The sequence below is a fragment of the Mesorhizobium kamtschaticum genome (assembly GCF_056174585.1).
Map to the genome: position 1 here is coordinate 4,911,318 of NZ_CM149691.1, position 24,297 is coordinate 4,935,614.

Here is a 24,297-nt window from a genome sequence, read left to right on the forward strand (position 1 = left end):
CGGATGGAAAACCGCTATAGACTTTGGCTGGAATTGCCTTGGGTTACCCCTGGTTTTTCCTACGCAATCGGCTTTCGATCTCTTCGCGGGCGCTTTGCGTCGCCTTGAGCGAGATGGTGGCGCTGCCGTCGTCATTGTCGGTGCGCGAAACGACATCGCCATTGCGATAAAGCCAGTCGACAAGGCCGAACTGTGCCGGTTCGATCGTCACCGTCAAATCTTCGAGCTCGCCCGCCATGCGCGTCTCGATGATCGTCTTCAGCGCATCGATGCCCTCGCCGGTCACCGCCGATACGGCGATCGGCGGTCCCTTGCTGCCGTCGGCGGCATCGGCAAGCAACCGGCTCCTGTTGCCTTCGTCCAGCAGATCGATCTTGTTCCAGACTTCGATGACGCGCTTGGTATCACTGGCATCGACACCGAGGTCGGCCAGGATGCGCTCGACATCCTCGGCCTGCGCTGCCGTGTCGGGATCGGAGATGTCGCGCAGATGGAGGACGAGATCGGCTTCGACCACCTCTTCCAGAGTGGCGCGAAAGGCCGCGATCAGATGCGTCGGCAGGTCCGAGATGAAACCGACCGTGTCCGACAGGATGATCGGCGTGCCATGCGGCAGGCGCACGCGGCGCAGCGTCGGGTCGAGCGTGGCGAACAGCATGTCCTGCGCCAGCACATCTGCTCCGGTCAGCCGGTTGAACAGCGTCGATTTGCCGGCATTGGTGTAGCCGACGATCGCCACCACCGGGAACGGCACCTTCTTGCGCTTGGCGCGGTGCAGGTCGCGGGTGCGACGCACCGTTTCCAGCTCGTGCTTCAGCTTGATGATCTTTTCCTGCAACTGCCGCCGATCGGATTCGATCTGGGTTTCACCGGGGCCGCCGAGGAAGCCGGCGCCGCCGCGCTGGCGCTCGAGGTGGGTCCAGCTGCGGACCAGGCGGCCCTTCTGGTAGTTGAGATGGGCGAGTTCGACCTGCAGCGTGCCTTCCTTGGTGCGGGCGCGCTCGCCGAAGATCTCGAGGATCAGCCCGGTGCGGTCGAGCACCTTGGCGTTCAGTTCCTTTTCGAGATTGCGCTGCTGCACCGGGGTCAGCGGGTGGTCGACGATGACGAGTTCCGCGTGCCCTTCCTTGACGATCTCGGCGAACTCCTCGACCTTGCCGCTGCCGAGCAAGGTCGCCGGGCGCGGGTCGTTGACGGTCACCACTGCCGTATGGATCGGATCAAGATTGATGGCCCGGGCAAGGCCAACGGCCTCGTCGCGGCGTGCGTCAGCCGATCGAGTCAGCCGCGGGCGGTTTGTATCGTCGTCGCCGCGCGGCTGGCGGGTAAGCACAGGCACAATGACGACAGCCCGGGTCGGGCCCTTGGCTTCCGTCCCGGGATGATGCGCTGGTTTTCCGCGAACGGTCGCGTCCGCGTCCCTCTCACGTGCCAATCAGGCGCCCTGGCTTTCCTCGCCATCGAACATCTGAACCGGCTGGCTCGGCATGATCGTGGAAATGGCGTGCTTGTAGACGAGCTGGGAGTGGCCGTCGCGGCGCAGCAAGACACAGAAATTGTCGAACGAAGTGACCACGCCGGTCAGCTTCACGCCGTTGATGAGGAAGATGGTGAGCGGGTTCTTGCTCTTGCGAACTGAATTCAGGAACAGGTCCTGAAGGTTTTGCGATCGTTCCGCCATTGTTCTTGTCTTTCGCCGATCCCCTTCGGTTTGCAAGCCAATGCGCCAAATTGTCGGGCACATGTCAAGCGCGCAAACACCGTCTTGTCGTCAGTAACGACAAGCAGAACGAGATATATTGATGTTCATTCCACCTGTGCGGTTATCAGGCTGGACTTTTTTCCGCAATGTCAAAAAAGGCCTGCCGCAACGAAAGTGTCACAGAGCCAGGATGGCCGTTGGCCACCGGATCGCCGTCAATGGCCACGACAGGCATGGCAATTGTCGTCGCGGAGCTGATGAACGCCTCGCGCGCCGCCTTGGCCTCGGCGACGGAAAAGCCGCGCTCTTCGATCTTCAGGCCGAGCTTCGCTGCAACCTCGAACATGGTCGTGCGGGTGATGCCGCGCAGGATGCCATGCTCGGCCGGCCTGGTGACCAGAACGCCGTCCCTGGTGACGATCCAGGCATTCGACGAGCCGCCTTCCTTGACGTTGCCGTCGGTGTCGACGAACCATGCCTCCTGGGCTCCGGCCTCCTTGGCCTTCTGCTTGGCCAGCACGTTGGGCAGCAGTCCGACGGTCTTGATGTCGACCCGGTCCCAACGGTTCTCCGGCACGGTGATGACCGCGATACCGGTCTCGGCTCGCTTTGCGCCTGCGGCCGGATCGGCCTTCCTGGCCGTCACCACCAAAGACGGCTTGGTGTCCGCCGACGGGAAAACAAACTCGCGGCTGGCGACACCGCGCGTCACCTGGACATAGACCAGACCGTTGACGACCTGATTGCGGTTGACCACCTCGCGCAGGATGAGCGGCAGCACGTTGCGCGCGACCGGCCAGGCGATCGACAATTCGGTCAGCGAGCGGTTCAGCCGGGCAAGATGGCGCGGCATGTCGACGATGAAGCCCCGCGCCACCTCGCAGACCTCATAGACACCGTCGGCGAACTGATAGCCGCGGTCCTCGATATGCACGGAAGCGTCCGCGTGGACGACGTAGCGCCCGTTCACATAGGCAATGCGCGGCATAGGTGATCCCTCAGAAAAGTCCCGGCTTTTTTATGCGATTCCGCCGCACCCGTAACCGACAATTGCGTAGGCCACGGGCAGGCTGACTTCTGTGCGTCAGACGCCCAGCGACTTCAGCTTGCGGTGCAAAGCAGAACGCTCCATGCCGATGAACTCGGCGGTTTTCGAGATGTTGCCGCCAAAGCGGTTGATCTGGGCGATCAGATAGTCCTTCTCGAACTGTTCACGCGCCTCGCGCAACGGCAGCGCCATGATGTGCTGGTCGGACTGATTCGGCGTGCGCGGCATGACATCGCCGATCTCGGACGGCAGCAGGTCCGCGGTGATCGGCGCGTCGACATCGTCGCCGCGTGCCAGGATCATCAGGCGCTCGACATTGTTGCGCAGCTGGCGGACGTTGCCCGGCCAATTGTGCGCCTGCAGCACGGCCAGCGCGTCGTCACCAATGCGGCGCGGCTTGATGCCGGCCTGACGGGCGATCTGCTTCATGAAGTTGTCGACGAGATAGGGAATATCCTCGCGCCGCTCGGCCAGCCCCGGCACCATCACCGGAACCACCGCCAGGCGATGATAGAGATCCTCGCGGAAACGCCCGTCGGCGATCATGGCTTCCAGGTTCTGCGAGGTCGAGGAGATGATGCGGACATCGACCTTGACCCGCTTGGTACCCCCTACCCGCTCGAACTGCTGCTCGACCAGCACACGCAGGATCTTGTTCTGTGTCTCGCGCGGCATGTCAGCCACTTCGTCGATGTAAAGGATACCGCGATGGGCTTCTTCCAGTGCACCGACCTTGCGCTCGACACCGTTCGATTCGGTGCCGAACAGCTCGATCTCCATGCGCTCGGGCGTGATGTTGGCGGCGCTCAGCGTCACGAACGGCGCGCCCTTGCGCGCCGACAGCGTGTGGATGGCGCGCGCCGCCAGTTCCTTGCCGGATCCGGACGGGCCGATGATCATCACGCGGCTGTTGGTCGGCGCGACACGCTCGATGGTCTGGCGCAGCTGGCTCATCGCCGACGACATGCCGATCAGGTCGAAGGTTTCGCCGCTGCGCAGCTTGAGGTCGGACACCTCGCGCCGCAATTTCGAGGTTTCCAGCGCACGCTCGGCAATGAGGATCAGCCTGTCGGCCTTGAACGGCTTCTCGATGAAATCATAGGCGCCACGACGGATGGCCGAGACCGCCGTCTCGATGTTGCCGTGGCCGGAGATCATTACCACCGGCAGCGTGGGATGCATGGTCTTGATCTCGTCGAGCAGCGCCAGGCCGTCCAGGCGCGAACCCTGCAGCCAGATGTCGAGGAAAATCAACCTCGGCGCCCGATCAGCTATTGCTGCGAGCGCGCTGTCGGCATCGAATGCCGTACGGGTTTCGTGACCTTCATCGCTCAGGATGCCCGCGACGAGCTCACGGATGTCTTCCTCGTCATCGACGATGAGAATATCAGACGCCATTACCGACCTTTTCAGTTTCTCTTTCGTGTTCCGTCCTGGCTTCACCGCGCAACGGCGTGGCAGCTGCGGGCGGCAGGATGATGCTGATCATCGCGCCACGCCCGTTGTGGAAATCCGCAGGGGCATCATGAAGTTCCAGCCTGCCACCATGGTCCTCCACGATCTTCTTGACGATAGCGAGACCAAGTCCGGTGCCTTTCTCGCGTGTGGTCATATAGGGCTCGAGCAGCCGTTGGCGATTCTCGCGCGGCAGGCCTTTGCCATTGTCGATGACGTCGATTCGAATCGCGCCATTCTGGCGCCCGGCTTGAATCCGGATTATGCCGTGCGAACCGTCCTTCTGTTCCAGTCCGTCGATCGCTTCGGCGGCGTTCTTGATCACATTGCCAAATGCCTGCGCCATCAGGCGGCTGTCGAACGTGCCCTTGAGCGGCTCGTTGCCGAACACGCGTTCGAAAGCAATGTCGGCGCGGCTGACTTCGACCAGGAATGAGGCCTCGCGCAGCGATTCGCGCAGATCGATGGCCTTCATCTCGGGCTTCGGCATCCGCGCGAACGCCGAGAATTCGTCGACCATGCGGCCGATATCCTCGACCTGCCGGATGATGGTGTCGGTACACTGATCGAAAATCTCGCGGTCCTCGGTGATGACCTTGCCGAAGCGTCGCTTGATGCGCTCGGCCGACAGCTGGATCGGTGTCAGCGGGTTCTTGATTTCGTGGGCGATGCGGCGCGCCACATCGGCCCAGGCCGAAGAACGCTGGGCCTGAACCAGATCGGTGATATCGTCGACCGTCACGACGTAGGATTTTTCCTCCGAACCGTCGTCGCCCGCCTCGATGGTGATCTGCACGTTGAAGGTGCGCTCGGTGCCGGCGCGGAAGAATGTCACCTGCTCGCGGTAGACAGGCTTGCCCGACTGGCGGCCGATTTCGAAGACGCGGCCGACATGCGGCAGAAGGGCGGACAGGTTCTGCCCGAGCGCGGCACTGGCGGAGATGGCCAGCATCGATTCGGCCGAACGGTTGACGATGGTGACGATGCCGTAGGGATCGACGCCGATGACGCCGGCGGTGACGCCGGCAAGCACGGCTTCGGAAAAGCGCCGCCGCTCGTCGATCAGGTCCTTTGCGGACAGGATCTCGTTGCGTTGCGATTTCAGTTCCAGCAGCATCTTGTTGAAGGTGTCGCCAAGCGAGGCGACATCACCGTCGGAAGGCCTGACGGGAACCGCGACGTCGAGATTGCCGGTCGCCACCTCGTCGGCGGCACCGATGAGCTGGCGAATCGGCCGCACGAGACGGTCGGCGACGGCAATGCCTGTCCAGATCGCCGACAAGATGATGATCAGGGTCAGCGACAGATAAGGCAGCGCGAAAGCGACCTGCGAGGTGCGCCTGTTGTCTTCGAGGTTGCGATACTCGTCGGTGTTGGACCTGACGATCTGCCGCGCCTTGATCACCTCGGGATCGACAAGGCGGATGGTGTAGAGGTAGAGGCCCTCGATCTCGCGCAGCTTGACGATGGCGCCCATGATGTTGCGGGTGCGCGGCTCGATCAGCACCGGTTTGCCGTCGGTGGCGCTGCTGACCGAGCCTTCCGGCGGTTCCGGCATGGAGAAATCGGCATCGGTCTGGGCGCTCATGACGAACGAGCCGTCGGGCTTGATCAGCGCCGCATGGGCCAGCGACCGGCCCACCGCCTCCTTGTTCAGGAGGTCGAGAAAGCCTGTGCGATCAAGGCCATAGAGCGTGCGCGACGCATCGAGATCATAGGCCATCGACAGCGTCGTGCCCTGCAGATTGCGGGCGTTTTCCTGGACATAGGCATCGGCGATCGACAGCGAGGAATTGACGATCGTCTTGGTGCGAATCTCGAACCAGCGATCGAGGCCGATATCGAGCGTGATCGAGGCGATGATCGCCACCATAATGGCGGGAATGGCGGCAACCAGCGCGAACATGGCGACGATGCGCACATGCAGCCGCGAGGCCGCCTTGCCATGCCGGCGCGCCATGACGATGCGATGCACCTCGCGCCCGACCAGCGCGCTGAGGAAAAGCACGAAAGCGGCGTTGAGCGCGATCAGCGCCCAGGTCGTCCTGGCGTCAGGCGCGATGGGTGTCGCGCCGACGAGGATGGTGAACGAAATGGCCGCCATGACCAGCGCGCCGACGACTGCCACGACGCCGGGCAGCGCCAGCAGGCGGCGCCCGTCGCGGGCGCCGGGTTCGCTGAAAAGCGGTTGGTTGAGTACAGGTGCCTGCGGAGCCATGTCGCCGTCTCGGGAGCCAATGATTGCATCCGATCTATGCAACGCATTGTGGCGATTATGCAACAAGTGTGACAATGGCAGCAATCTTTCGCCGCTCAGTCCCCTGAAAAGACGCTCAGTCTCCTGAAAAGAGGCGACGCCGGATCAGCGCTCAGCCTGGCCGCGATGATTTGTAGACATTGACGCCCAGCTCGCGAATCTCTTGCGCAGCGTGTTGCGGTTCAGCCCCAGCAACTCCGCGGCCTTGATCTGGTTGCCGCGGGTTGCCGTCATCGAGGCCAGGACCAGCGGATATTCGACTTCGGACAGAATGCGCTGGTAGAGCCCGGCGGGCGGCAATTCGCCGGCAAACGAGGCGAAATAGCGCTGCAGGAAATGCTCCACCGCCTGGCCGATCGAGAGGTCGTCGGGAATGAGGTTGCCACCGCCGGGGACCACGGGGCGCTCGCCGGTTTTGAGCTCCGCCTCGATGATCTCAGCGGAAATCTCGTCCTGCGAATAAAGCGCGGCGAGCCGGCGAACGAGGTTCTCCAGCTCGCGCACATTGCCTGGCCAGGGATAGCGCTTCATCAGTTCGATGCCGCCGGACGAGATGCGCTTGGTCTGCAGCCCTTCCATCTCGCCAAGCTTGAAGAAGTGGCGCACCAGATCGGGCACATCCTCGGAGCGCTCGCGTAGCGCCGGGAGTTCTCAGCGGCACGACGTTCAGGCGATAGAACAGATCCTCGCGGAACAGTCCCTGGTTGATCAGCGTGCGCAGATCCTTGTTGGTGGCGGCGACGATGCGCACATCGGTCTTGATCGGCGTGCGGCCGCCGACCGTCGTGTATTCACCCTGCTGCAGGACGCGCAGCAGCCGCGTCTGCGCCTCCATCGGCATGTCGCCGATCTCGTCGAGGAACAGCGTGCCGCCCTCGGCCTGCTCGAAACGGCCGGTGGAGCGGTTCTGGGCGCCGGTGAATGCGCCCTTCTCGTGGCCGAACAGTTCCGATTCGATGAGGTCGCGCGGGATTGCCGCCATGTTGATGGCGACGAACGGGCCGCCGCGACGGCGGCCATATTCATGCAGGGCGCGCGCCACCAGTTCCTTGCCGGTGCCGGATTCGCCCGAGATCATCACCGTCAGGTCGGTCTGCATCATGCGCGCCAGCATGCGGTAGATATCCTGCATGGCCGCCGAGCGGCCGACCAGCGGCATCGCATCGGGCTGTTCTTCCGGCCGCGCATCGATCTTCGGCCGGCGCGGCTCCGACAGTGCCCGGTTGACGATGTTGAGCAGCTCGGTCAGGTCGAACGGCTTCGGCAGATATTCATAGGCGCCGGTCTCGGATGCGCGGATCGCCGTCATGAACGTGTTCTGGGCGCTCATGACGATGACGGGGAGTTCGGGCCGCGCCTTCTTGATGCGCGGCAGCATGTCGAAGGCGTTCTCGTCCGGCATCACCACGTCGGTGATGACGAGGTCGCCCTCGCCCGCTGCCACCCAGCGCCACAAGGTCGAGGCGTTGGAGGTGACGCGCACCTCATGGCCGACGCGCGACAGAGCCTGATTGAGCACCGTGCGGATCGCCGCATCGTCATCGGCGACGAGAATATTGCCGCGAACCGTCATTTGCGGTCTCCTTCACCGTCTTCTTCAGCGCCGAACGGCGTTTCTTTCCAGGCCGGCATCAGGATGCGGAAGGTGGTTCCGCGCGGGGTCGAGTCGCATTCGATGATGCCGCCATGCTCGCCGACGATCTTGGCGACGAGCGCCAGCCCCAGCCCCGAGCCGTTCGGCTTGGTGGTGATGAAGGGATCGAACAGGATCGGCAGGATGTCCTCCGAGACGCCGGAGCCGTTGTCGCGCACGCAGAACTCCAGCGGCAGCGAGACGCGGTCCTGCGTTCCTGGCACCGAAACGCGAATGCCCGGCCGGAAGGCGGTCGACAGCACGATCTCGCCCTGCGGATCGCTGCCGATCGCCTCGGCGGCGTTCTTGACCAGGTTGAGGAACACCTGGATTAGCTGGTCGCGATTGGCAAAGACCGGAGGCAATGATGGATCATAGTCCTCCAATATCCTGATTTTCTTTGCAAAACCGTTCTTGGCGATCGCCTTTACATGGTCAAGCACCACATGGATGTTGACGGGATAGCGATCGATCGGCCGCTCGTCGGAAAACACCTCCATGCGATCGACCAGAGACACGATGCGGTCCGTCTCGTCGGTGATCAGCCGGGTCAGCGCGCGGTCTTCATCGGAGGCGGACAGTTCGAGCAGTTGCGCGGCGCCGCGGATGCCGGAGAGCGGGTTCTTGATCTCGTGGGCAAGCATCGCCGCCAGCCCGGTCACCGAACGCGCCGCACCGCGATGCGTCATTTGCCGGTCGATCTTGTCGGCCATCGACCGCTCCTGGAACATGACCACGACGGAGCCCGGGAATTCCGGCACCGGCGCGACATAGAGGTCGACGACCTTCTCGATGCCGAGGCGTGGCGACGACACATCGACGCGATATTCATTGACCGGGGCCCGGCGCTCGCGCACCTGATCGACCAGTGTCAGCAGCGGGCTGCCGAAGGGGATCAGCTTGGACAGCGTGTTGCGGGCGAGCATATTCGCGCTTGAGCGGAAGAAGTCCTCGGCATCGGCATTGGCGTAGGTGATGAACCCATCCGTATCGACCATGATCACCGGACGGCGGATGGTGTTGAGCACGATATGGGCGGCCTCTGCCATATCTGTGCCATGGGTGACGTTGGCGTTCATGCCGCACTCCGCAGGTTCAAGGATCGCGGATCGCGCGAGAACACATTGCGCAGCAAGGCAATGACGCGGGCCGGCTCGAACGCGGTCAGGATGGCTTTGCGGTCGTCACCGGCGACGCCAACGGCATGGCGATCGAGATACCAGCCTAGATGCTTGCGCGCCTGGCGCAAGCCGCTCTCGACACCATAAAGCGCCAGCATGTCCTCGTAATGGGCGACGACGTAATCGGCCAATGCCGCGGGATTCTGCGGCACGTTGGTCGCCGCCTCGCCTGCCGCCGCGGCTGCGATGCCACCTGCGATCCAGGGCGCGCCATAGTGCGCGCGGCCGACCATCACCGCATCGGCGCCGGATTGGTCGAGAATGGCGGCAGCCTCGGCCGGGGAACAGACATCGCCATTGGCGACGACCGGGATGGAAACGGCGTCCCTGATGCGAGCGATCGCGCGCCAGTCGGCCTTGCCCTGATAGAACTGGCAGCGCGTGCGGCCGTGTACAGTCACCATGCTGACGCCCGCTTGCTCGGCACGGCGCGCCAGGATTGGCGCGTTGAGCGCGCCTTCGTCCCAGCCGAGCCGCATCTTGACCGTCACCGGCACCTTGACGGCACCAACCACGGCCTCGATCAGCGACAGCGCATGGTCGAGATCCAGCATCAATGCCGAGCCGGCATAGCCGCCGGTGACCTTCTTGGCCGGACAGCCCATGTTGATGTCGATGATGTCGGCGCCCTCGCCGGCGGCGATGCGCGCGCCTTCAGCCATGTGTACCGCCTCGCGCCCCGCGAGTTGCACCATATGGACGGGCAGGCCGGAATGGCGTATGCGCAGGTCGAAGCCGGCCCTTCCCTTGGCGAGTTCGCCGCTTGCCACCATTTCGGACACGACCAGGCCAGCGCCATGCGCATGGGCGCGCTTGCGGAAAGGCTCGTCGGTAATACCCGACATCGGCGCGAGGAACACGCGATTGCGGATTTCCACGCCGCCGACGTCGAGAGGCGCGGCCAATTTGGTCAGGTTAACCATGCATAAAAACCAAGCATGTCCATTCGTTGCACATTCTCTAGCCATATCGGCCGCAATGTGCAACGCGGAATGACGCCACATTAAGGCGCAATTGGGAAAATGCCGGCCTTCGGCTTTTACCGCGACCGAGGCGCCGCGCGTCCTTCAAGACGCTTTGGAATTCATATTTGACGCACGATCTTTTCGGAAAACCAATTACACTTTTGGGGATCGTGCGCTAAGCCAATCGCCATGACTGACGGAAGTGGAAACGCGAGCGCGACGGGTGGGGTTGCGGTGGTGATCGTCGCCGCCGGCCGCGGCGCTCGTGCCGGACAGGCCAACGGGCCCAAGCAGTACCAGAACATCGGTGGGCGCGCAGTCATCGCGCATACGCTGGAGATGTTTCTTGCCCATCCGCGCACCGGCCAGATCGTTGTCGCCATCCATGCCGACGACCACGAACTGTTCCGGCAAGCAGCGGGCACCCAGGCCCAGCGTGTCACCGCCGTCATTGGCGGACCGACCAGGCAGGAGTCCGTCCGGCTCGGGCTGCTGGCGCTGAAGGCCCACGCGCCGGGCCGGGTTCTGATTCACGATGCCGTCCGGCCGTTCGTCGACGCGGAATTGATCGACCGCACCATCGCCGCCATCGGCGAGAACGAGGGAGCGTTGCCCGCCCTGCCCGTCGCCGACACGCTGAAGCGCGAGTCGGCCGCCGGCGTGGTCGCGGAAACCGTTTCCCGCAGCGGGCTCCACGCGGCGCAAACGCCGCAAGGTTTTCCCTACGGGCCGATCCTTGCAGCACATGACAAGGCCTATCAGCTGGGCAGGCTGGACTTCACCGACGACGCGGCCATCGCCGAATGGGCGCATATTCCAGTCAAGCTCGTTCCCGGCTCGCCGGACAATGTCAAACTCACCTGGGCACGGGACATCGCCATGGCACACGAGCGGCTTTCCAGCGAACGAACGCACTTCCCCGACATCCGCACCGGCAACGGCTACGATGTCCACGCCTTCGAACCCGGCGATCATGTCACCCTGTGCGGCGTCGCCATTCCGCATGACAAAAAACTGTCGGGCCATTCCGACGCCGATGTCGGCCTGCATGCTTTGACCGACGCGCTGCTGGCGACCTGCGGCGCCGGCGACATCGGCACGCATTTTCCGCCGTCCGATCCACAGTGGAAAGGTGCGGCGTCGCGGATCTTCGTCGAGCATGCGGCGAAGGTGGTGCGCGCGCGCGGCGGACGCATCGCCAATGCCGATATCACGCTGATCTGCGAGGCGCCGCGCGTCGGGCCGCATCGCGAGGCGATGACGGCAGCCCTTTCACAGATACTGGGCATTTCCGCCGATCGCATCTCGATCAAGGCGACAACCAACGAAAAACTCGGCTTCATCGGCCGCGAGGAAGGCATTGCGGCGATCGCCACGGCCAGCGTGGTGTTTCCGGGCGAGGTGCCGGAATGAGCAACGCCGAGCTCGCAAACTCCCTGCTGGTGGCCTGCCAGCAACGAGGCATCATGCTGGCGACGGCGGAAAGCTGCACCGGCGGCCTGATCATCGCGGCGCTCACCGACATTGCCGGCTCCTCCGCCGTGGTCGACCGCGGCTTCGTCACCTATTCCAACGAAGCCAAGATGGAGATGCTGGGCGTTTCAGCCGAAACGCTCGACGCGCATGGAGCTGTGTCGCGCGAAACGGTGCTGGAGATGGCGGCCGGCGCGCTGGCGCATTCGCGCGCGAGCCTTTCTCTTGCCGTCACCGGCATTGCCGGTCCAGGCGGAGGTTCGGCTGACAAGCCGATTGGTCTCGTCTGGTTCGGCCTGGCGCTCGCCGGCCAGCCGGTCGTCGCCGAGCGCCAGCTGTTCGGCCACAAGGGCCGTGAATTCATCCGCCACGAGACGGTGAGACACGCGCTGAAGCTGGGCCTGCTAGCGCTCAGCCAGAATTAGGCCTGCGGCGCGACACCATAGATGACGTCGGCGCGCTTTTCGAAAGCCTCGGCAAACATGCGGAAGGCGCGGTCGAACATGGTGCCCATCAGCGCGCCCAGAATGCGGCTCTTGAACTCGTAGTCGATGAAGAAGCGGACGGCACAGCCGGCGCCGTCGGGCTCGAAACGCCAGACATTGCTCAGATATTTGAACGGGCCATCGATGTACTTCACGTCGATGGCGTTCTCGTCGGGCTTCAAAAGCACCTGCGTGGTGAAGGTCTCGCGGATGGCCTTGTAGCCGATGCTCATGTCGGCCAGGAGCACGGTGCGTCCGTCACGCTCCTTGCGCGAGCGAACCGTCAGCGCTTCGCAAAGCGGCAGGAATTGCGGATAGGCCTCGACATCGGCAACCAGCGCAAACATCTGCTGCGGCGTGTGGGCAACGCGGCGGGTGGCTTCAAATTTGGGCATAAAATCGGCTAGAGCGACTTCTGGAGCTGCGCTTCCCGCGCCGCGCGCAGCCGGGCGAAATCGTCGCCGGCATGGTGCGATGAGCGTGTAAGCGGGCTTGATGCCACCAGCAGGAAACCCTTGGTCCGGCCGATCGTCTCAAAGGACTTGAACTGTTCGGGGGTGACGAAGCGGATCACCGGGTGGTGCTTCTTCGACGGCTGCAGGTATTGGCCGATGGTCATGAAGTCGACATTGGCCGAACGCAGATCGTCCATCAGCTGCAGGATTTCGTTCCGCTCCTCGCCCAGCCCCACCATGATGCCGGATTTGGTGAAGATCGACGGATCGAGTTCCTTGACCCGCTGCAACAGCCGGATCGAGTGGAAATAGCGCGCGCCCGGCCGAACCTTCAGATAGTTCGACGGCACGGTTTCGAGATTGTGGTTGAAGACGTCGGGCTTGGCCGCCACGACGATCTCCAGCGCGCCGTCCTTGCGCAGGAAATCGGGCGTCAGGATTTCAATCGTTGTCAAAGGCGTTGCCGCGCGGATCGCCCTGATGACCTCGGCGAAGTGCTGTGCACCGCCATCGGCGAGATCGTCGCGGTCGACCGAGGTGATGACGACGTGGGTCAGGCCCATTTGCTTGACGGCATGCGCGACCCGGGCCGGCTCATCGGCATCGAGCGCGGTCGGAATGCCGGTGGCGACATTGCAGAAGGCGCAGGCGCGCGTGCAGATCTCGCCCATGATCATGAAGGTGGCGTGCTTCTTTTCCCAGCACTCGCCGATGTTGGGGCAGCCGGCCTCTTCGCAGACCGTCACCAGCTTGTGCGATTTCACGATTTCGCGTGTCTCGGCATAGCCCTTCGAGACCGGCGCCTTGACGCGGATCCAGTCAGGCTTGCGCAACACCTCCTGATCAGGCTTGTGCGCCTTTTCCGGGTGCCGCAGCCGCGGCGCGTTAGCGATCGTGTCGAGGACAGTGACCATCTGAACCCTGGCTTTTCTTGCGACCGCCCGTCGGCGATCGTCACTTTTACGTCATCTAGGACTTTTCGGCGCAAAGAAAAGGCTGCAGCGGCGCATGCCGCTACAACCGTTTTCGCATAGCCGGCAACGATATCGACTAGCGGCGCACCAGACGACCGACAAAGATCAGCAGGCAGGCGCCGATGAAGCCGGTGATCAGATAGGCGGTCCAGCCGACGCCGAACACGCCGATATTGAGCGCCTGCAGGATGGCATTCAGCACCACCGCGCCAACGATGCCCATGATAATGTTCATGAAAATGCCGGTGTTGCTCTTCATGACCATTTCGGCGAACCAGCCTGCCAGGCCGCCGATGATGATGGCTGCGATCCAGCCCACGCCATTCAAGTGCATATGCCTTCTCCTTGCGCGCGTAAAAATCCATCCGGAAACGACCACCGTTGCCGTCGAGTTCCCAGGGCTTTCGCGGCTGAGTCTCCTGCGGCGAATCTATCATGCGTTCAATGCGCGGCCATAGGCGTCGAGCACGCTTTCCTTCATCATCTCCGACAGCGTCGGATGCGGGAAGATGGTGTGCATCAACTCTTCCTCGGTCGTTTCGAGGTTCATCGCCACGACAAAACCCTGGATCAGTTCGGTCACTTCGGCGCCAACCATATGGGCACCGAGCAGTTGGCCGGTCTTCTTGTCGAAGATAGTCTTGATGAAGCCCTGATCCTCGCCAAGCGCGATCGCCTTGCCGTTGGCGGCGAACTGGAAGCGGCCGACGCGGATATCCTTGCCCTCGGCCTTGGCCTTGGCTTCCGTCAGGCCGACGGAGGCGACCTGCGGGTTGCAATAGGTGCAACCGGGGATCTTGAGCTTGTCGATGGCGTGCACGCCGGGAAAGCTGGCGATCTTTTCGATGCACACCACGCCCTCATGCTCGGCCTTGTGGGCCAGCATTGGCGGGCCGGCAACATCGCCGATGGCGTAGATGCCGGCTACGTTCGTCTTGCCGTAGCCGTCGACGACGACGCAGCCACGGTCAGTTTTCACGCCAAGTGCTTCAAGTCCGAGGCCCTCGATATTGCCCTGCACGCCAACAGCCGAGATCATGCGGTCGGCGGTGATCTTCTCGACCTTGCCGTCCTTCATCTCGACATGCGCGGTGACCGAGTTGGCACCCTTCTCGACCTTGGTCACCTTGGCTTCGAGGATGATCTTCATGCCTTGCTTCTCGAACTGCTTTTGCGCGAATTTCGAGACTTCGGCATCTTCGACCGGCATCACCGCCGGCAACAACTCAACCACCGTCACGTCAGCGCCCATGGTGCGGTAGAAGGAAGCGAATTCGATGCCGATGGCGCCGGAACCCATCACCAGCAGCGACTTCGGCATTTCCGGCGGAACCATCGCCTCGAAATAGGTCCAGATCAGTCTGCCGTCCGGCTCGATGCCAGGCAGCGCGCGCGGCCGGGCACCGGTCGCCAGGATGATGTGCTTGGCGGTGTAGGTGCCCTCGCCCTTGACGCCCTTCGGCACCGGCGGCTGCGGTTCCATCGCCTTCTTGGCCGTCTTAGAGACGACGATCTCACCCAATTTTTCACCAGTAGGGGGCTTCGACAGCTTGGCTTCGCCCCAGATGACGTCGACCTTGTTCTTCTTCATCAGGAAGGCAACGCCGCCATTCAACCGCAGAGAAACTTTTCGCGAACGGTCGACCACGGCCGCCGTGTCGACGCTGACCTTGCCGTCGAGCTTCAGGCCATAGTCCTTCAAATGATCCGAATAGTGCATGATCTCGGCCGAGCGCAGCAGCGCCTTGGTCGGTATGCAGCCCCAGTTGAGGCAGATGCCGCCGAGATGCTCGCGCTCGACGATCGCCGTCTTGAAGCCGAGCTGGGCGGAACGGACCGCCGTGACATAGCCGCCGGGGCCGGAGCCGATAATGATGACGTCGTAGTTCTCAGCCACGGATTTTCTCCTTATTCACAGTTCCAGCATGCCGCGCACGACAGGCGCTAACGCCTTGCCGATGTTGCGCGTGTTTTCGGCATCGAGATGGACGCCGTCGAGCGGTGTACATTTGGCGACGCTCGCGGCATCAAAAAACCCGCAGCCCATCTCTTCGGCGGCGATTTGATAGAAGCCGGCGAGCTTGGGTGACTCGATTGCGCCCGTTCCCAACATTTCGGCGTAGTCCGCCTTGCGGGTTTCCACGATATGCGGCGGCGCAACCAGAATAATCTCGGGGGCGACACCGCCAAACGGATAGGCGTGCCCCCGCACGATTTCAACGAGGCGCCGCATGCCATAGGACGCAATGACCGCGCTGCCATGTATAGACGGCTTCATGTCGTTCGAGCCAAGCATGATGACGATCAGATCGATCGGCGAGTGCGTGCTCAGGGTCGTCGGCAATATCCGCGCGCCATTGCGGTCCGCGCCCGACAGGAAGTCGTCATAAGCCGTGGTTCGACCGCCCAGTCCCTCGGCGATGACGCGGAAGCCCGGTCCGAGCGCTGTCGCCAGTGTGGTTGGCCACCGGTCTTCATAGTCATGTCGACCCAGGCTCTCCGGGTCGTGTCCCCAGGTCAGCGAATCGCCGTAGCAAAGCACCGTCTTCATGCGCTCAACCTGCCTTTGTGCCCAATACGCCGCGCTTCACCCGCCAGCGCACGAAAAGCCACTGCACGACGATGGTCACCAGCCCAGGCAAGCCAAGGCCTGCAATGAATGGCATGTCTTTCCTGACGACTGCCGCACTGCTGTCGCTATAGAGCGTCAACGCGACCAGCAGGACAAGCAGCACCGCAAACACGATCAGCGTCCATTTGCCAGTTTTGGCCACTGCGGTGACGGGATCATTCATCAGCTGAGCGATGAAGAAGACAAAGGTGACGACGAACGTCACCAGCATCGAGACTGCAAAGGCGACGATGTATGCTCCCTGATCGTCGGTGGCGACAGCCAGCCACTGCGCAACTAGGCCGCCGGCGAAGCCGGAGAGGACGAACGCGAAAAGGCTGGTGAAGAATATCCGCACCGCCTTTTCCTTCCTAGACCAGCATGCCCATCGGGTTTTCGATCAGCCGCTTGAAGGCGACCAGCAGCTCGGCACCGAGTGCTCCATCGACGGCGCGATGGTCGGTCGACAGCGTCACCGACATCACCGTGGCGATCTTGATCTCGCCGTTCTTGACCACCGCCCGCTCCTCGCCGGCACCGACCGCCAGGATCGTCGCATGCGGTGGGTTGATGACGGCGGCAAAGTCCTTGATGCCGAACATGCCGAGGTTCGACACCGCCGTGGTGCCGCCCTGGTATTCTTCGGGCTTCAGCTTGCGGCTGCGGGCACGGCTCGCCAAGTCTTTCATCTCGTTGGAGATGGTCGACAGCGTCTTTTCGTCCGCATGCCGAATGATCGGCGTGATCAGGCCGCCGGGGATCGAGACGGCAACACCGACATCGGCGTGCTTGTGCTTGACCATGGCGCTCTCGGTCCAGGACGCATTGGCATCCGGCACCGCCTTCAGCGCCATCGCCATGGCCTTGATGACCATGTCGTTGACGGAGAGCTTGTAGGCTGGCGCCTCGCCCTTGTCGGTCTTCTTGACGGGAGCCGCCGCATTGATCTGCGTGCGCAGCGCCAGGAGCGGGTCGAGTTCGCAGTCGAGCGTCAGGTAGAAATGCGGGATGGTGGTCTTGGCCTCGACCAGGCGCCGCGCAATGGTCTTGCGCATATTGTCATGCGGGACCAGCTCATAGGAGCCTTGCTCGAACAGCTTCAGCACCTGATCGTCCGACATCGCTTTCACGGCAGGGGCAGAAGCAGCAGCCGGCGCTCCGGCCGGAGCCTTGGCCGCGGGTGCTGCCTTGGCGCCGCCGCCGGCAATCGCGGCATCGACGTCGGCCTTCACCACACGGCCATGCGGGCCGGTACCGGTCACGGCCGAGACATCAACGCCGGCGTCCTTGGCGATACGGCGTGCAAGCGGCGAGGCGAAAGTGCGCTCGCCAGCCGCATGACCATTGGCGGCGGGAGCCGCCTCTGCCTTGGGTGCGGCTGCGACAGCAGCCTCAGCCTTCGGCGCCTCAGTTTTTGGTGCCTCAGTCTTGGGAGCTTCGGCTTTCGCTGGCGCGGCACCGCCACCGCTTTTCGCGGCGGCGCCTGCGTCCTCGCCCTCGGCGGCGAGCACCGCGATCAGCGCATTGACCTTGACGCCTTCGGTGCCGGCGGGGACGACGAGCTTTGCGACCGTGCCTTCATCGACGGCTTCGACTTCCATCGTCGCCTTGTCGGTCTCGATCTCGGCGATCACGTCGCCCGGCGAAACCTTGTCGCCCTCTTTCACGAGCCATTTGGAAAGATTGCCCTCTTCCATCGTGGGCGAGAGCGCCGGCATGGTGATGTTGATTGGCATTTTGTCCTCCCGCCCGGTTCAGCGATACGCGACGGCTTTGACCGCCTCGATGACTTCGCCGACATTCGGCAACGCCAGTTTTTCGAGGTTTGCCGCATAGGGCATCGGCACGTCCTTGCCGGCAATGGTGATGACCGGCGCGTCGAGGAAATCGAAAGCGCGCTGCGAGACCTGGTTGGCGATGTGATCGCCGACCGAGCTCTGTGGATAGCCTTCTTCGACCACGACCAGCCGGTTGGTCTTCTTGACCGAAGCAATGATGGTGTCGAGATCGAGCGGGCGGATGGTCCTGAGGTCGATGATCTCGGCGTCGATGCCCATGCCGCGCAGTTCCGCTTCCGCCTTGACCGCGTAGGTCATGCCGATGCCGAACGAGACGATGGTGACGTCCTTGCCCGTCTTGTGGATGCGCGCCTTGCCGATCGGCAGCACGAAATCATCCAGCTTCGGCACGTCGAAGGACTGGCCGTAGAGGATTTCGTTCTCAAGGAAGATGACCGGGTTCGGGTCGCGGATCGCCGCCTTCAGCAGGCCCTTGGCGTCGGCGGCCGTATACGGCATCACCACTTTCAGGCCAGGAATGTGGCTGTACCAGGCGGCATAGCACTGGGAGTGCTGGGCGGCGACGCGGGCCGCGGCCCCGTTCGGTCCGCGGAACACGATCGGCGCACCCATCTGGCCGCCCGACATATAGAGCGTCTTGGCGGCGGAGTTGATGATCTGGTCGATCGCCTGCATGGCGAAGTTGAAGGTCATGAACTCGACGATCGGCTTCAGGCCGGCCATCGCCGCACCGACGCCGACGCCGGCAAAACCATGCTCGGTGATCGGCGTGTCGACGACGCGCCGTGGCCCGAACTCCTGCAACAGGCCCTGCGTGATCTTGTAGGCGCCCTGGTATTCGGCGACCTCCTCGCCCATGACGAAGACATCACCGTCGCGGCGCATTTCCTCGGCCATGGCATCGCGCAGAGCTTCACGCACCGTGGTCGAGACCATTTCCGTGCCGGCCGGAATGTCGGGATCGGCGGCGATTTCCGTTTTCGGGGCGGCTGCGACAGGAGCGGCGGCGGGCTTTGTAGCCTCCACCTTTTCCTCGGCTGGTGCCTCGGCCTTTGCCGGCGCTTCCGCCTTGGCGGGAGCCGCGGAGTTACCGACGTCGGCAGCGCTTTCACCGTCCTGCAGCAGAACGGCGATCGGCGTGTTGACCTTGACGCCTTCGGTGCCGGCGGCGATCAGGATCTTTCCAATCGTGCCTTCATCGACGGCTTCGACTTCCATCGTCGCCTTGTCGGTTTCGATCTCGGCGAGGACGTCGCCGGCGACGACCTTGTCGCCTTCGTTCTTCAACCACTTGGAAAGATTGCCCTCTTCCATGGTCGGCGAGAGAGCGGGCATGAGAATTTCGATCGGCATGTCCTGGCCTCCCTTACAGTACGATATCGGTCCAGAGCTCGGACGGATCCGGCTCTGCATCGTTCTGGGCAAACTCGGCGGCGTCGGCGACGATGTCGCGAACCTCCTTGTCGATGGTCTTCAGTTCGTCCTCGGTCGCCCACTTCTTCTCGATCAACCGCGCCTTGACCTGTTCGATCGGGTCATGGTCGGAGCGCATCTTCTGCACTTCTTCCTTCGAGCGGTATTTCGCTGGGTCGGACATCGAGTGACCGCGATAGCGATAGGTCTGCATTTCGAGAATGATCGGCCCGTTGCCGCCACGGCACCACTCGGTAGCGAGATCGCCGGCCGCCTTGACCGCGCGCACATCCATGCCGTCGACCTGGATGCCCGGAAATCTGAACGAGGCGCCGCGATGCGAAAAATTGGTTTCCGCCGACGAGCGCGACACCGAGGTGCCCATCGCGTAGCGGTTGTTCTCGATGATGTAGATCACCGGCAGCTTCCACAGCGAGGCCATGTTGAAGCTTTCATAGACCTGACCCTGGTTGGCGGCCCCATCGCCGAAATAGGTCAGCGAGACATTGTTGTTGTCGCGATAGCGGTTGGCGAAGGCCAGGCCCGTGCCGAGCGACACCTGCGCGCCGACAATGCCGTGACCGCCGTAGAAGTGCTTCTCCTTGGAGAACATGTGCATGGAGCCGCCCTTGCCCCGCGACAGGCCGCCACGGCGTCCGGTCAACTCGGCCATGACGCCTCGCGGTGAAAGCTCCATCGCCAGCATGTGGCCGTGATCGCGATAGGCGGTGATCATCTGATCGCCGTCGATCAGCGCCATCTTCATGCCGGTGACGACCGCTTCCTGGCCGATATAGAGATGGCAGAAACCGCCGATGAAGCCCATGCCGTAGAGCTGGCCGGCTTTTTCCTCGAAGCGGCGGATGAGCAGCATGTGCCGGTAGGCGGCAAGCTCTTCGTCCTTGGTGAATTCAGCGGGTTTGGGCGCGGAAAGCACCGATTTGCCGTCGGATTTCGATTTGGCAGGCGCTTTTCTGGCTGCGGTGGCCATGCATCACTCCCTGTTGGCGTCTCTTTGCGGACATTAGGGCAGGACGAAATCTGCCCTGGGAAGATCAGCTCTCCCCACCGATTTATGCAAGGCTAACACGCGTCAGAGCGTTGCGCCATGACGAATTTGCATAGCTGGCATGCGCCTAAGGGATTAAAATCATTGAAAATATTAGCGATTAACTGAACTTCAGTTATTTCGACGAAGTCGGCAACATGATGGTGATTTCATCCGCCTGGGACAGATTGAGCGCTCTGCGCGCCTGCTCGTCGAGCATGTCCTTCTCCAGCGTACCGTCATGCATGAGCCGAACGCGGCGTTCGAGCTCCATACGACGCGCCTTGACGGCATCGAGCTGGGCCTGCAGCGCAACCGTCTGAGCTTCCAGCTGATATTTAGAATTGATGCCGAATTCGCCGTGATAGGCGTGGAAGCCGAAATAGGCCAGGAACACCACGCAAAGCGAAGGGATGATCAGCCGGCCGGTGTTTCTCTGCTTGTGCTGACGCGTCCACATAACCGATTCCCCATGGCCGCAAACTCAAACGACCCGGAACCTTTTTCGCCTGATTGTGCTTAACGGACGGTTACGGAGACTGGCCCGGCAACCAGCGAAATGAAAAAGGGCGGGAATGCTCCCGCCCTTCGCGCACTATCCGAGTTCGGTATTCGGATCAGCCCTTGATCACCGACTTGCCGGCGTAGCGCGCCTGCTTGCCGAGTTCTTCCTCGATGCGGATCAGCTGGTTGTACTTGGCCATGCGGTCGGAGCGCGACAGCGAGCCGGTCTTGATCTGTCCGCAATTGGTGGCAACGGCGAGATCGGCGATGGTTGGATCCTCGGTTTCGCCCGAACGGTGCGACATGACAGCGGTATATCCAGCCTTGTGCGCGGTCTCGACCGCGTCGAGCGTTTCCGTCAGCGAGCCGATCTGGTTGACCTTGACCAGGATCGAATTGGCGACGCCCATGCGGATACCGTCGCGCAGGCGCGCCGTGTTGGTGACGAACAGGTCGTCGCCGACCAGCTGGGTCTTCTTGCCGATCAGGTCGGTCAGGTATTTCCAGCCTTCCCAGTCGTCCTCGGCAAGGCCGTCCTCGATCGAGATGATCGGATAGTCGGCGGCGAGCTTGGCGAGGTATTTGGCCTGGGCCTTGGGATCGCGCGTCTTCTTCTCGCCCTCATAGACGTAGTTGCCGTCCTTGAAGAATTCGGTCGCGGCGCAATCGAGGCCGAGCGCGATCTCCTCGCCCGGCTTGAAACCGGCCTTTTCGATCAATTCCATGATGAAATCGAGCGCCACCGGTGCGCTCTTCAGGTTCGGGGCAAAGCCGCCCTCGTCGCCGACATTGGTGTTGTGGCCGGCATCCTTCAGCTTCTTGCGCAGCGTGTGGAAGATTTCCGAGCCCCAGCGCACGGCTTCGCGCAGCGTCGGCGCGCCGACCGGCAGGATCATGAATTCCTGGAAGTCGATCGGGTTGTCGGCATGGGCACCGCCATTGATGATGTTCATCATCGGCACCGGCAGGATGTGCGCCTTTGTGCCGCCGACATAGCGATAGAGCGGCAGGCCGGCGGCGTCCGCAGCGGCCTTGGCCACCGCCAGCGAAACGCCGAGAATGGCATTGGCACCGAGCCGGCCCTTGTTGGGCGTGCCGTCGAGCTCGATCATGGTCTGGTCGATATGGATCTGGTTTTCGGCTTCCATGCCGCCGATCGCCTCGAACAGCTCGCCATTGACCGCCTCTACGGCCTTCAGCACGCCCTTGCCGAGATAGCGGGCGCCGCCGTCGCGAAGCTCGACGGCTTCGTGAGCGCCGGTCGAGGCGCCCGACGGCACCGCGGCGCGGCCCATCGAGCCGTCTTCGAGTACAACATCGACCTCGACGGTCGGGTTTCCACGGCTGTCCAGGATTTCACGTCCGACAATGTCGATGATGGCGGTCATTGCGATGTCCCCGATTGATCTGACGAAAGGTCGCGCCCGTCTTAGCCAAAGCGACGCAAAAGGCAATCCGGCCATGGCCGAATAGTGCCGCCAGCCCGATTCACGAAGCGCAAATTTCTGTCATCATAAGTCATGTCATCAGACGCGCTTTTCGAGCTATGGTTTCGATGCGCGGGGCGAAACAGGAGGAGTTTCGCCATGTCCGAGTTGAGCGGTATCTTGAGTTTGTTCCTGATCGCGGCGGCGTTCCTGACGTCGTGCGACACCCAGCAATCGCCACCGAAGGCCTTCGCGCCTTTGCCGGCGTTGAGCACCAGCGAATAGACGTTGGCATTGACGCGAAAAAGGGCCCCGTCGAAACGAGGCCCTTTTTTGATTGAGGTTGCGTCAATGCCAGTAAGGCGTGACCTTGTAGTATTCATACGAGGCATCGCGCGCGGTCTCACCATCCGCGCCGGCCAGTTCGTTGATCGAATAGGCGGGCGCTGCCTTCAGCTGATCCTTCGAGAAGGGCACGACATAACCGCCCTTGTGCTCGTCATAGTCGAGACTTGCCCAGGGAACGGCGTGGTACTTCTCGCCGATGCCGAGAAAGCCACCAAAGCCGATCACCGCGAACATGATGCCGTTCGACGTCTTGTCGAGCATGATGTCCTCGATGCTGCCGATGCTATCGCCTTCGGTGTTGTAGACCGACGTACCGATGACGCGCGAAGCGGCAATGGCTTCGGTGTGACCTGTCTGAGTTGTCATGATCTGCTCCTCGTTGTCGTTGAACTCTGCTTTGACAATGAGGGGCGCGGGCGAAAGTTCCCGACTTTTTCGGCGGCGGCCAATCACTCCGCGAGGATGAAAGTGACCTTCATGTTGACGCGATAGGCAGCGATCTTGCCGTCCTCGACGACGATCTTCTGATCCTGGATCCAGGCGCCTTCGACGTTCTTCAGGGTTTTCGAAGCGCGGGCGATTCCCTTTTCGATGGCGTCCTGAAAGCTCTTCTTCGACGACGAGGTGATTTCGGTGACGCGGGCGACGGACATGGCTTCCTCCTGCCAAAACGCTCATTTGCCGGCCAAGCGTACAACCGGCTCATGCCTTCCACAAGCGCGGCCCCGTCGGGGCCATTGTCACGCCGCCGTCCAGCGTGGCATTGAGGGAGCGTCCGGTCGTTTTGTGAGGCGGCAATGGCCCGAAGGCGCAGTCAGCAGCCAGCAGCGGCGCAGCCGCCGGCACCTGTGGTTGATGCCAATGCCACGAATGCGTCCAGCGGCTACTTCTTTGCCGGCGCCATGGTGCTGATCGCCGTCCTGATCCCCTGGTATTTCGAGCTGCCGCTCAACTTCAACGTCAACGACCGCGAATTCAATCCACTGGTCTTCGTCCCGGTCGTGTTTGCCGTCATCGGGCTCTACGCATTGCTGAAGGCGATCCGTGACACATTGCGCGTGCGCAAATTCGGCGCGACGACGCTAGAGGCGGGGCCGGCAAAACCTGGCGGACGCTTCGAAGGCCGGCTCCGGTCGAGCCGCGATCTGGCTCCTTCCGGTGACTACGTCGTCAAATTGCGATGTATCAGAACCTACCGCGTCGGCGGACCGGCCGTGAATACGACCGCTGGGGACAAATCGACCTACAAGGAAGAGCTCAGATACGAGGAAAAGCTCGTCGTGCCGCGTGGTTCCGTGCAATCGAGCGTGGGCATTCCCTTCGCCTTTGCAATCCCGGCCGATGCCCTGCCCTCGAACGGCCCGCCGGCTTACGAGCGCCAGCATGGCAATGTGCGCTGGATCCTGACCGTCACGGCGCCGATGCCAGGCGTCGACTATTACGCGGTGTTCGCGATCGACATGAGGCGGTCAGGCCAGAACAACTGACATGCAGGCGGTTGCAGCATCCGTCAGGGCGC

At 62.6% G+C, this 24,297-nt stretch carries 24 protein-coding genes and 1 pseudogene; 4 read left to right on the top strand and 21 right to left on the bottom strand.

Going from position 1 to position 24,297, the window contains the following annotated elements:
- Positions 1-43: 43 nt before the first annotated feature.
- The 8 genes and pseudogenes from hflX to dusB form a co-directional block, all read right to left on the bottom strand.
- The gene (gene hflX, locus AC0V7N_RS24315; RefSeq protein ID WP_475450852.1) at positions 44-1,435 is read right to left on the bottom strand and encodes a GTPase HflX; all 1,392 of its coding nucleotides are present in this window, start codon (positions 1,433-1,435) and stop codon (positions 44-46) included.
- Positions 1,436-1,681, bottom strand: coding sequence for an RNA chaperone Hfq (gene hfq, locus AC0V7N_RS24320; protein WP_006202172.1), 246 nt, complete (start codon positions 1,679-1,681; stop codon positions 1,436-1,438). It abuts the gene before it with no gap.
- Between the two features lie 145 nt (positions 1,682-1,826).
- Complete coding sequence (locus AC0V7N_RS24325) at positions 1,827-2,690, bottom strand: D-amino-acid transaminase (RefSeq protein ID WP_475450853.1); 864 nt, start codon at positions 2,688-2,690, stop codon at positions 1,827-1,829.
- Positions 2,691-2,786: 96 nt separating this feature from the next.
- Positions 2,787-4,148, bottom strand: coding sequence for a nitrogen assimilation response regulator NtrX (ntrX, locus tag AC0V7N_RS24330; RefSeq protein WP_095091615.1), 1,362 nt, complete (start codon positions 4,146-4,148; stop codon positions 2,787-2,789).
- Complete coding sequence (locus tag AC0V7N_RS24335) at positions 4,138-6,423, bottom strand: sensor histidine kinase NtrY-like (protein WP_475450854.1); 2,286 nt, start codon at positions 6,421-6,423, stop codon at positions 4,138-4,140. Before AC0V7N_RS24335 ends, ntrX begins: the two co-directional genes overlap by 11 nt.
- Before the next feature lie 151 nt (positions 6,424-6,574).
- Positions 6,575-8,035 (bottom strand): annotated as a pseudogene (ntrC, locus tag AC0V7N_RS24340) (nitrogen regulation protein NR(I)).
- Complete coding sequence (locus AC0V7N_RS24345; protein WP_475450855.1) at positions 8,032-9,174, bottom strand: two-component system sensor histidine kinase NtrB; 1,143 nt, start codon at positions 9,172-9,174, stop codon at positions 8,032-8,034. The pseudogene ntrC and the gene AC0V7N_RS24345 overlap by 4 nt, the downstream one beginning before the upstream one ends.
- A complete protein-coding gene (gene dusB / locus AC0V7N_RS24350) occupies positions 9,171-10,199 on the bottom strand; it encodes a tRNA dihydrouridine synthase DusB (RefSeq protein WP_475450856.1) in 1,029 nt (342 codons plus the stop codon). Before dusB ends, AC0V7N_RS24345 begins: the two co-directional genes overlap by 4 nt.
- 231 nt (positions 10,200-10,430) lie before the next feature.
- Here dusB and AC0V7N_RS24355 point away from each other — a divergent pair, with 231 nt between their 5' ends.
- Both AC0V7N_RS24355 and AC0V7N_RS24360 read left to right on the top strand, forming a co-directional pair.
- Positions 10,431-11,654 (top strand): bifunctional 2-C-methyl-D-erythritol 4-phosphate cytidylyltransferase/2-C-methyl-D-erythritol 2,4-cyclodiphosphate synthase, encoded by a 1,224-nt coding sequence (locus tag AC0V7N_RS24355; protein ID WP_496627318.1) that lies wholly within the window; start codon positions 10,431-10,433, stop codon positions 11,652-11,654.
- Positions 11,651-12,139, top strand: coding sequence for a CinA family protein (locus tag AC0V7N_RS24360; protein ID WP_475450857.1), 489 nt, complete (start codon positions 11,651-11,653; stop codon positions 12,137-12,139). The genes AC0V7N_RS24355 and AC0V7N_RS24360 overlap by 4 nt, the downstream gene beginning before the upstream one ends.
- Here AC0V7N_RS24360 and AC0V7N_RS24365 read toward each other — a convergent pair.
- The 11 genes from AC0V7N_RS24365 to eno form a co-directional block, all read right to left on the bottom strand.
- Positions 12,136-12,594, bottom strand: coding sequence for a type II toxin-antitoxin system RatA family toxin (locus tag AC0V7N_RS24365; protein WP_475450858.1), 459 nt, complete (start codon positions 12,592-12,594; stop codon positions 12,136-12,138). The genes AC0V7N_RS24360 and AC0V7N_RS24365 overlap by 4 nt on opposite strands.
- Before the next feature lie 8 nt (positions 12,595-12,602).
- The gene (gene lipA / locus AC0V7N_RS24370; protein WP_475450859.1) at positions 12,603-13,568 is read right to left on the bottom strand and encodes a lipoyl synthase; all 966 of its coding nucleotides are present in this window, start codon (positions 13,566-13,568) and stop codon (positions 12,603-12,605) included.
- 136 nt (positions 13,569-13,704) lie between these two features.
- Entirely contained in the window at positions 13,705-13,962 is a 258-nt protein-coding gene (locus tag AC0V7N_RS24375) for a GlsB/YeaQ/YmgE family stress response membrane protein (protein WP_027028909.1), read from the bottom strand.
- 99 nt (positions 13,963-14,061) lie between these two features.
- Positions 14,062-15,525 carry a dihydrolipoyl dehydrogenase gene (gene lpdA, locus AC0V7N_RS24380; RefSeq protein ID WP_475450860.1) on the bottom strand — a complete coding sequence of 488 codons (1,464 nt, stop codon included), beginning with the start codon at positions 15,523-15,525 and terminating at the stop codon, positions 14,062-14,064.
- Between the two features lie 15 nt (positions 15,526-15,540).
- The gene (locus AC0V7N_RS24385; protein WP_475450861.1) at positions 15,541-16,179 is read right to left on the bottom strand and encodes an SGNH/GDSL hydrolase family protein; all 639 of its coding nucleotides are present in this window, start codon (positions 16,177-16,179) and stop codon (positions 15,541-15,543) included.
- 4 nt (positions 16,180-16,183) lie between these two features.
- Positions 16,184-16,597 (bottom strand): hypothetical protein, encoded by a 414-nt coding sequence (locus tag AC0V7N_RS24390; RefSeq protein ID WP_475450862.1) that lies wholly within the window; start codon positions 16,595-16,597, stop codon positions 16,184-16,186.
- A 13-nt stretch (positions 16,598-16,610) separates the two neighbouring features.
- Positions 16,611-17,975, bottom strand: a complete 1,365-nt coding sequence (locus AC0V7N_RS24395; RefSeq protein ID WP_475450863.1) for a pyruvate dehydrogenase complex dihydrolipoamide acetyltransferase — start codon at positions 17,973-17,975, stop codon at positions 16,611-16,613.
- An 18-nt stretch (positions 17,976-17,993) separates the two neighbouring features.
- A complete protein-coding gene (locus tag AC0V7N_RS24400) occupies positions 17,994-19,391 on the bottom strand; it encodes a pyruvate dehydrogenase complex E1 component subunit beta (RefSeq protein WP_475450864.1) in 1,398 nt (465 codons plus the stop codon).
- Between the two features lie 13 nt (positions 19,392-19,404).
- Positions 19,405-20,442 carry a pyruvate dehydrogenase (acetyl-transferring) E1 component subunit alpha gene (gene pdhA, locus AC0V7N_RS24405; protein WP_496627319.1) on the bottom strand — a complete coding sequence of 346 codons (1,038 nt, stop codon included), beginning with the start codon at positions 20,440-20,442 and terminating at the stop codon, positions 19,405-19,407.
- Between the two features lie 193 nt (positions 20,443-20,635).
- Positions 20,636-20,959: an FtsB family cell division protein gene (locus AC0V7N_RS24410; RefSeq protein ID WP_027045030.1), complete on the bottom strand. Its 324-nt coding sequence runs from the start codon at positions 20,957-20,959 to the stop codon at positions 20,636-20,638.
- A gap of 157 nt (positions 20,960-21,116) precedes the next feature.
- A complete protein-coding gene (gene eno, locus AC0V7N_RS24415; protein ID WP_496627320.1) occupies positions 21,117-22,391 on the bottom strand; it encodes a phosphopyruvate hydratase in 1,275 nt (424 codons plus the stop codon).
- Between the two features lie 198 nt (positions 22,392-22,589).
- Here eno and AC0V7N_RS24420 point away from each other — a divergent pair, with 198 nt between their 5' ends.
- Positions 22,590-22,715, top strand: coding sequence for a hypothetical protein (locus AC0V7N_RS24420; RefSeq protein ID WP_475450867.1), 126 nt, complete (start codon positions 22,590-22,592; stop codon positions 22,713-22,715).
- Between the two features lie 63 nt (positions 22,716-22,778).
- On the opposite strand, the gene AC0V7N_RS24425 is transcribed toward AC0V7N_RS24420, so the two are convergent.
- Positions 22,779-23,144, bottom strand: coding sequence for a PRC-barrel domain-containing protein (locus tag AC0V7N_RS24425; protein ID WP_475450868.1), 366 nt, complete (start codon positions 23,142-23,144; stop codon positions 22,779-22,781).
- A gap of 83 nt (positions 23,145-23,227) precedes the next feature.
- Entirely contained in the window at positions 23,228-23,431 is a 204-nt protein-coding gene (locus AC0V7N_RS24430; RefSeq protein WP_027045027.1) for a dodecin family protein, read from the bottom strand.
- A gap of 144 nt (positions 23,432-23,575) precedes the next feature.
- On the opposite strand from AC0V7N_RS24430, the gene AC0V7N_RS24435 reads away from it, so the two are divergent.
- Positions 23,576-24,265: a hypothetical protein gene (locus AC0V7N_RS24435; protein WP_475450869.1), complete on the top strand. Its 690-nt coding sequence runs from the start codon at positions 23,576-23,578 to the stop codon at positions 24,263-24,265.
- Positions 24,266-24,297: the final 32 nt, after the last annotated feature.

Coding starts and splice junctions, on each gene's coding strand:
- AC0V7N_RS24430 (WP_027045027.1), bottom strand. CDS start 23,431: ATGTCCGTCGCCCGCGTCACCGAAATCACCTCGTCGTCGAAGAAGAGC.
- AC0V7N_RS24400 (WP_475450864.1), bottom strand. CDS start 19,391: ATGCCGATCGAAATTCTCATGCCCGCTCTCTCGCCGACCATGGAAGAG.
- AC0V7N_RS24360 (WP_475450857.1), top strand. CDS start 11,651: ATGAGCAACGCCGAGCTCGCAAACTCCCTGCTGGTGGCCTGCCAGCAA.
- AC0V7N_RS24395 (WP_475450863.1), bottom strand. CDS start 17,975: ATGCCAATCAACATCACCATGCCGGCGCTCTCGCCCACGATGGAAGAG.
- AC0V7N_RS24420 (WP_475450867.1), top strand. CDS start 22,590: ATGTCCGAGTTGAGCGGTATCTTGAGTTTGTTCCTGATCGCGGCGGCG.
- dusB (WP_475450856.1), bottom strand. CDS start 10,199: ATGGTTAACCTGACCAAATTGGCCGCGCCTCTCGACGTCGGCGGCGTG.
- AC0V7N_RS24435 (WP_475450869.1), top strand. CDS start 23,576: ATGGCCCGAAGGCGCAGTCAGCAGCCAGCAGCGGCGCAGCCGCCGGCA.
- hfq (WP_006202172.1), bottom strand. CDS start 1,681: ATGGCGGAACGATCGCAAAACCTTCAGGACCTGTTCCTGAATTCAGTT.
- AC0V7N_RS24410 (WP_027045030.1), bottom strand. CDS start 20,959: ATGTGGACGCGTCAGCACAAGCAGAGAAACACCGGCCGGCTGATCATC.
- AC0V7N_RS24385 (WP_475450861.1), bottom strand. CDS start 16,179: ATGAAGACGGTGCTTTGCTACGGCGATTCGCTGACCTGGGGACACGAC.
- AC0V7N_RS24345 (WP_475450855.1), bottom strand. CDS start 9,174: ATGAACGCCAACGTCACCCATGGCACAGATATGGCAGAGGCCGCCCAT.
- AC0V7N_RS24335 (WP_475450854.1), bottom strand. CDS start 6,423: ATGGCTCCGCAGGCACCTGTACTCAACCAACCGCTTTTCAGCGAACCC.
- AC0V7N_RS24365 (WP_475450858.1), bottom strand. CDS start 12,594: ATGCCCAAATTTGAAGCCACCCGCCGCGTTGCCCACACGCCGCAGCAG.
- pdhA (WP_496627319.1), bottom strand. CDS start 20,442: ATGGCCACCGCAGCCAGAAAAGCGCCTGCCAAATCGAAATCCGACGGC.
- AC0V7N_RS24325 (WP_475450853.1), bottom strand. CDS start 2,690: ATGCCGCGCATTGCCTATGTGAACGGGCGCTACGTCGTCCACGCGGAC.
- eno (WP_496627320.1), bottom strand. CDS start 22,391: ATGACCGCCATCATCGACATTGTCGGACGTGAAATCCTGGACAGCCGT.
- AC0V7N_RS24355 (WP_496627318.1), top strand. CDS start 10,431: ATGACTGACGGAAGTGGAAACGCGAGCGCGACGGGTGGGGTTGCGGTG.
- AC0V7N_RS24375 (WP_027028909.1), bottom strand. CDS start 13,962: ATGCACTTGAATGGCGTGGGCTGGATCGCAGCCATCATCATCGGCGGC.
- ntrX (WP_095091615.1), bottom strand. CDS start 4,148: ATGGCGTCTGATATTCTCATCGTCGATGACGAGGAAGACATCCGTGAG.
- lipA (WP_475450859.1), bottom strand. CDS start 13,568: ATGGTCACTGTCCTCGACACGATCGCTAACGCGCCGCGGCTGCGGCAC.
- AC0V7N_RS24425 (WP_475450868.1), bottom strand. CDS start 23,144: ATGACAACTCAGACAGGTCACACCGAAGCCATTGCCGCTTCGCGCGTC.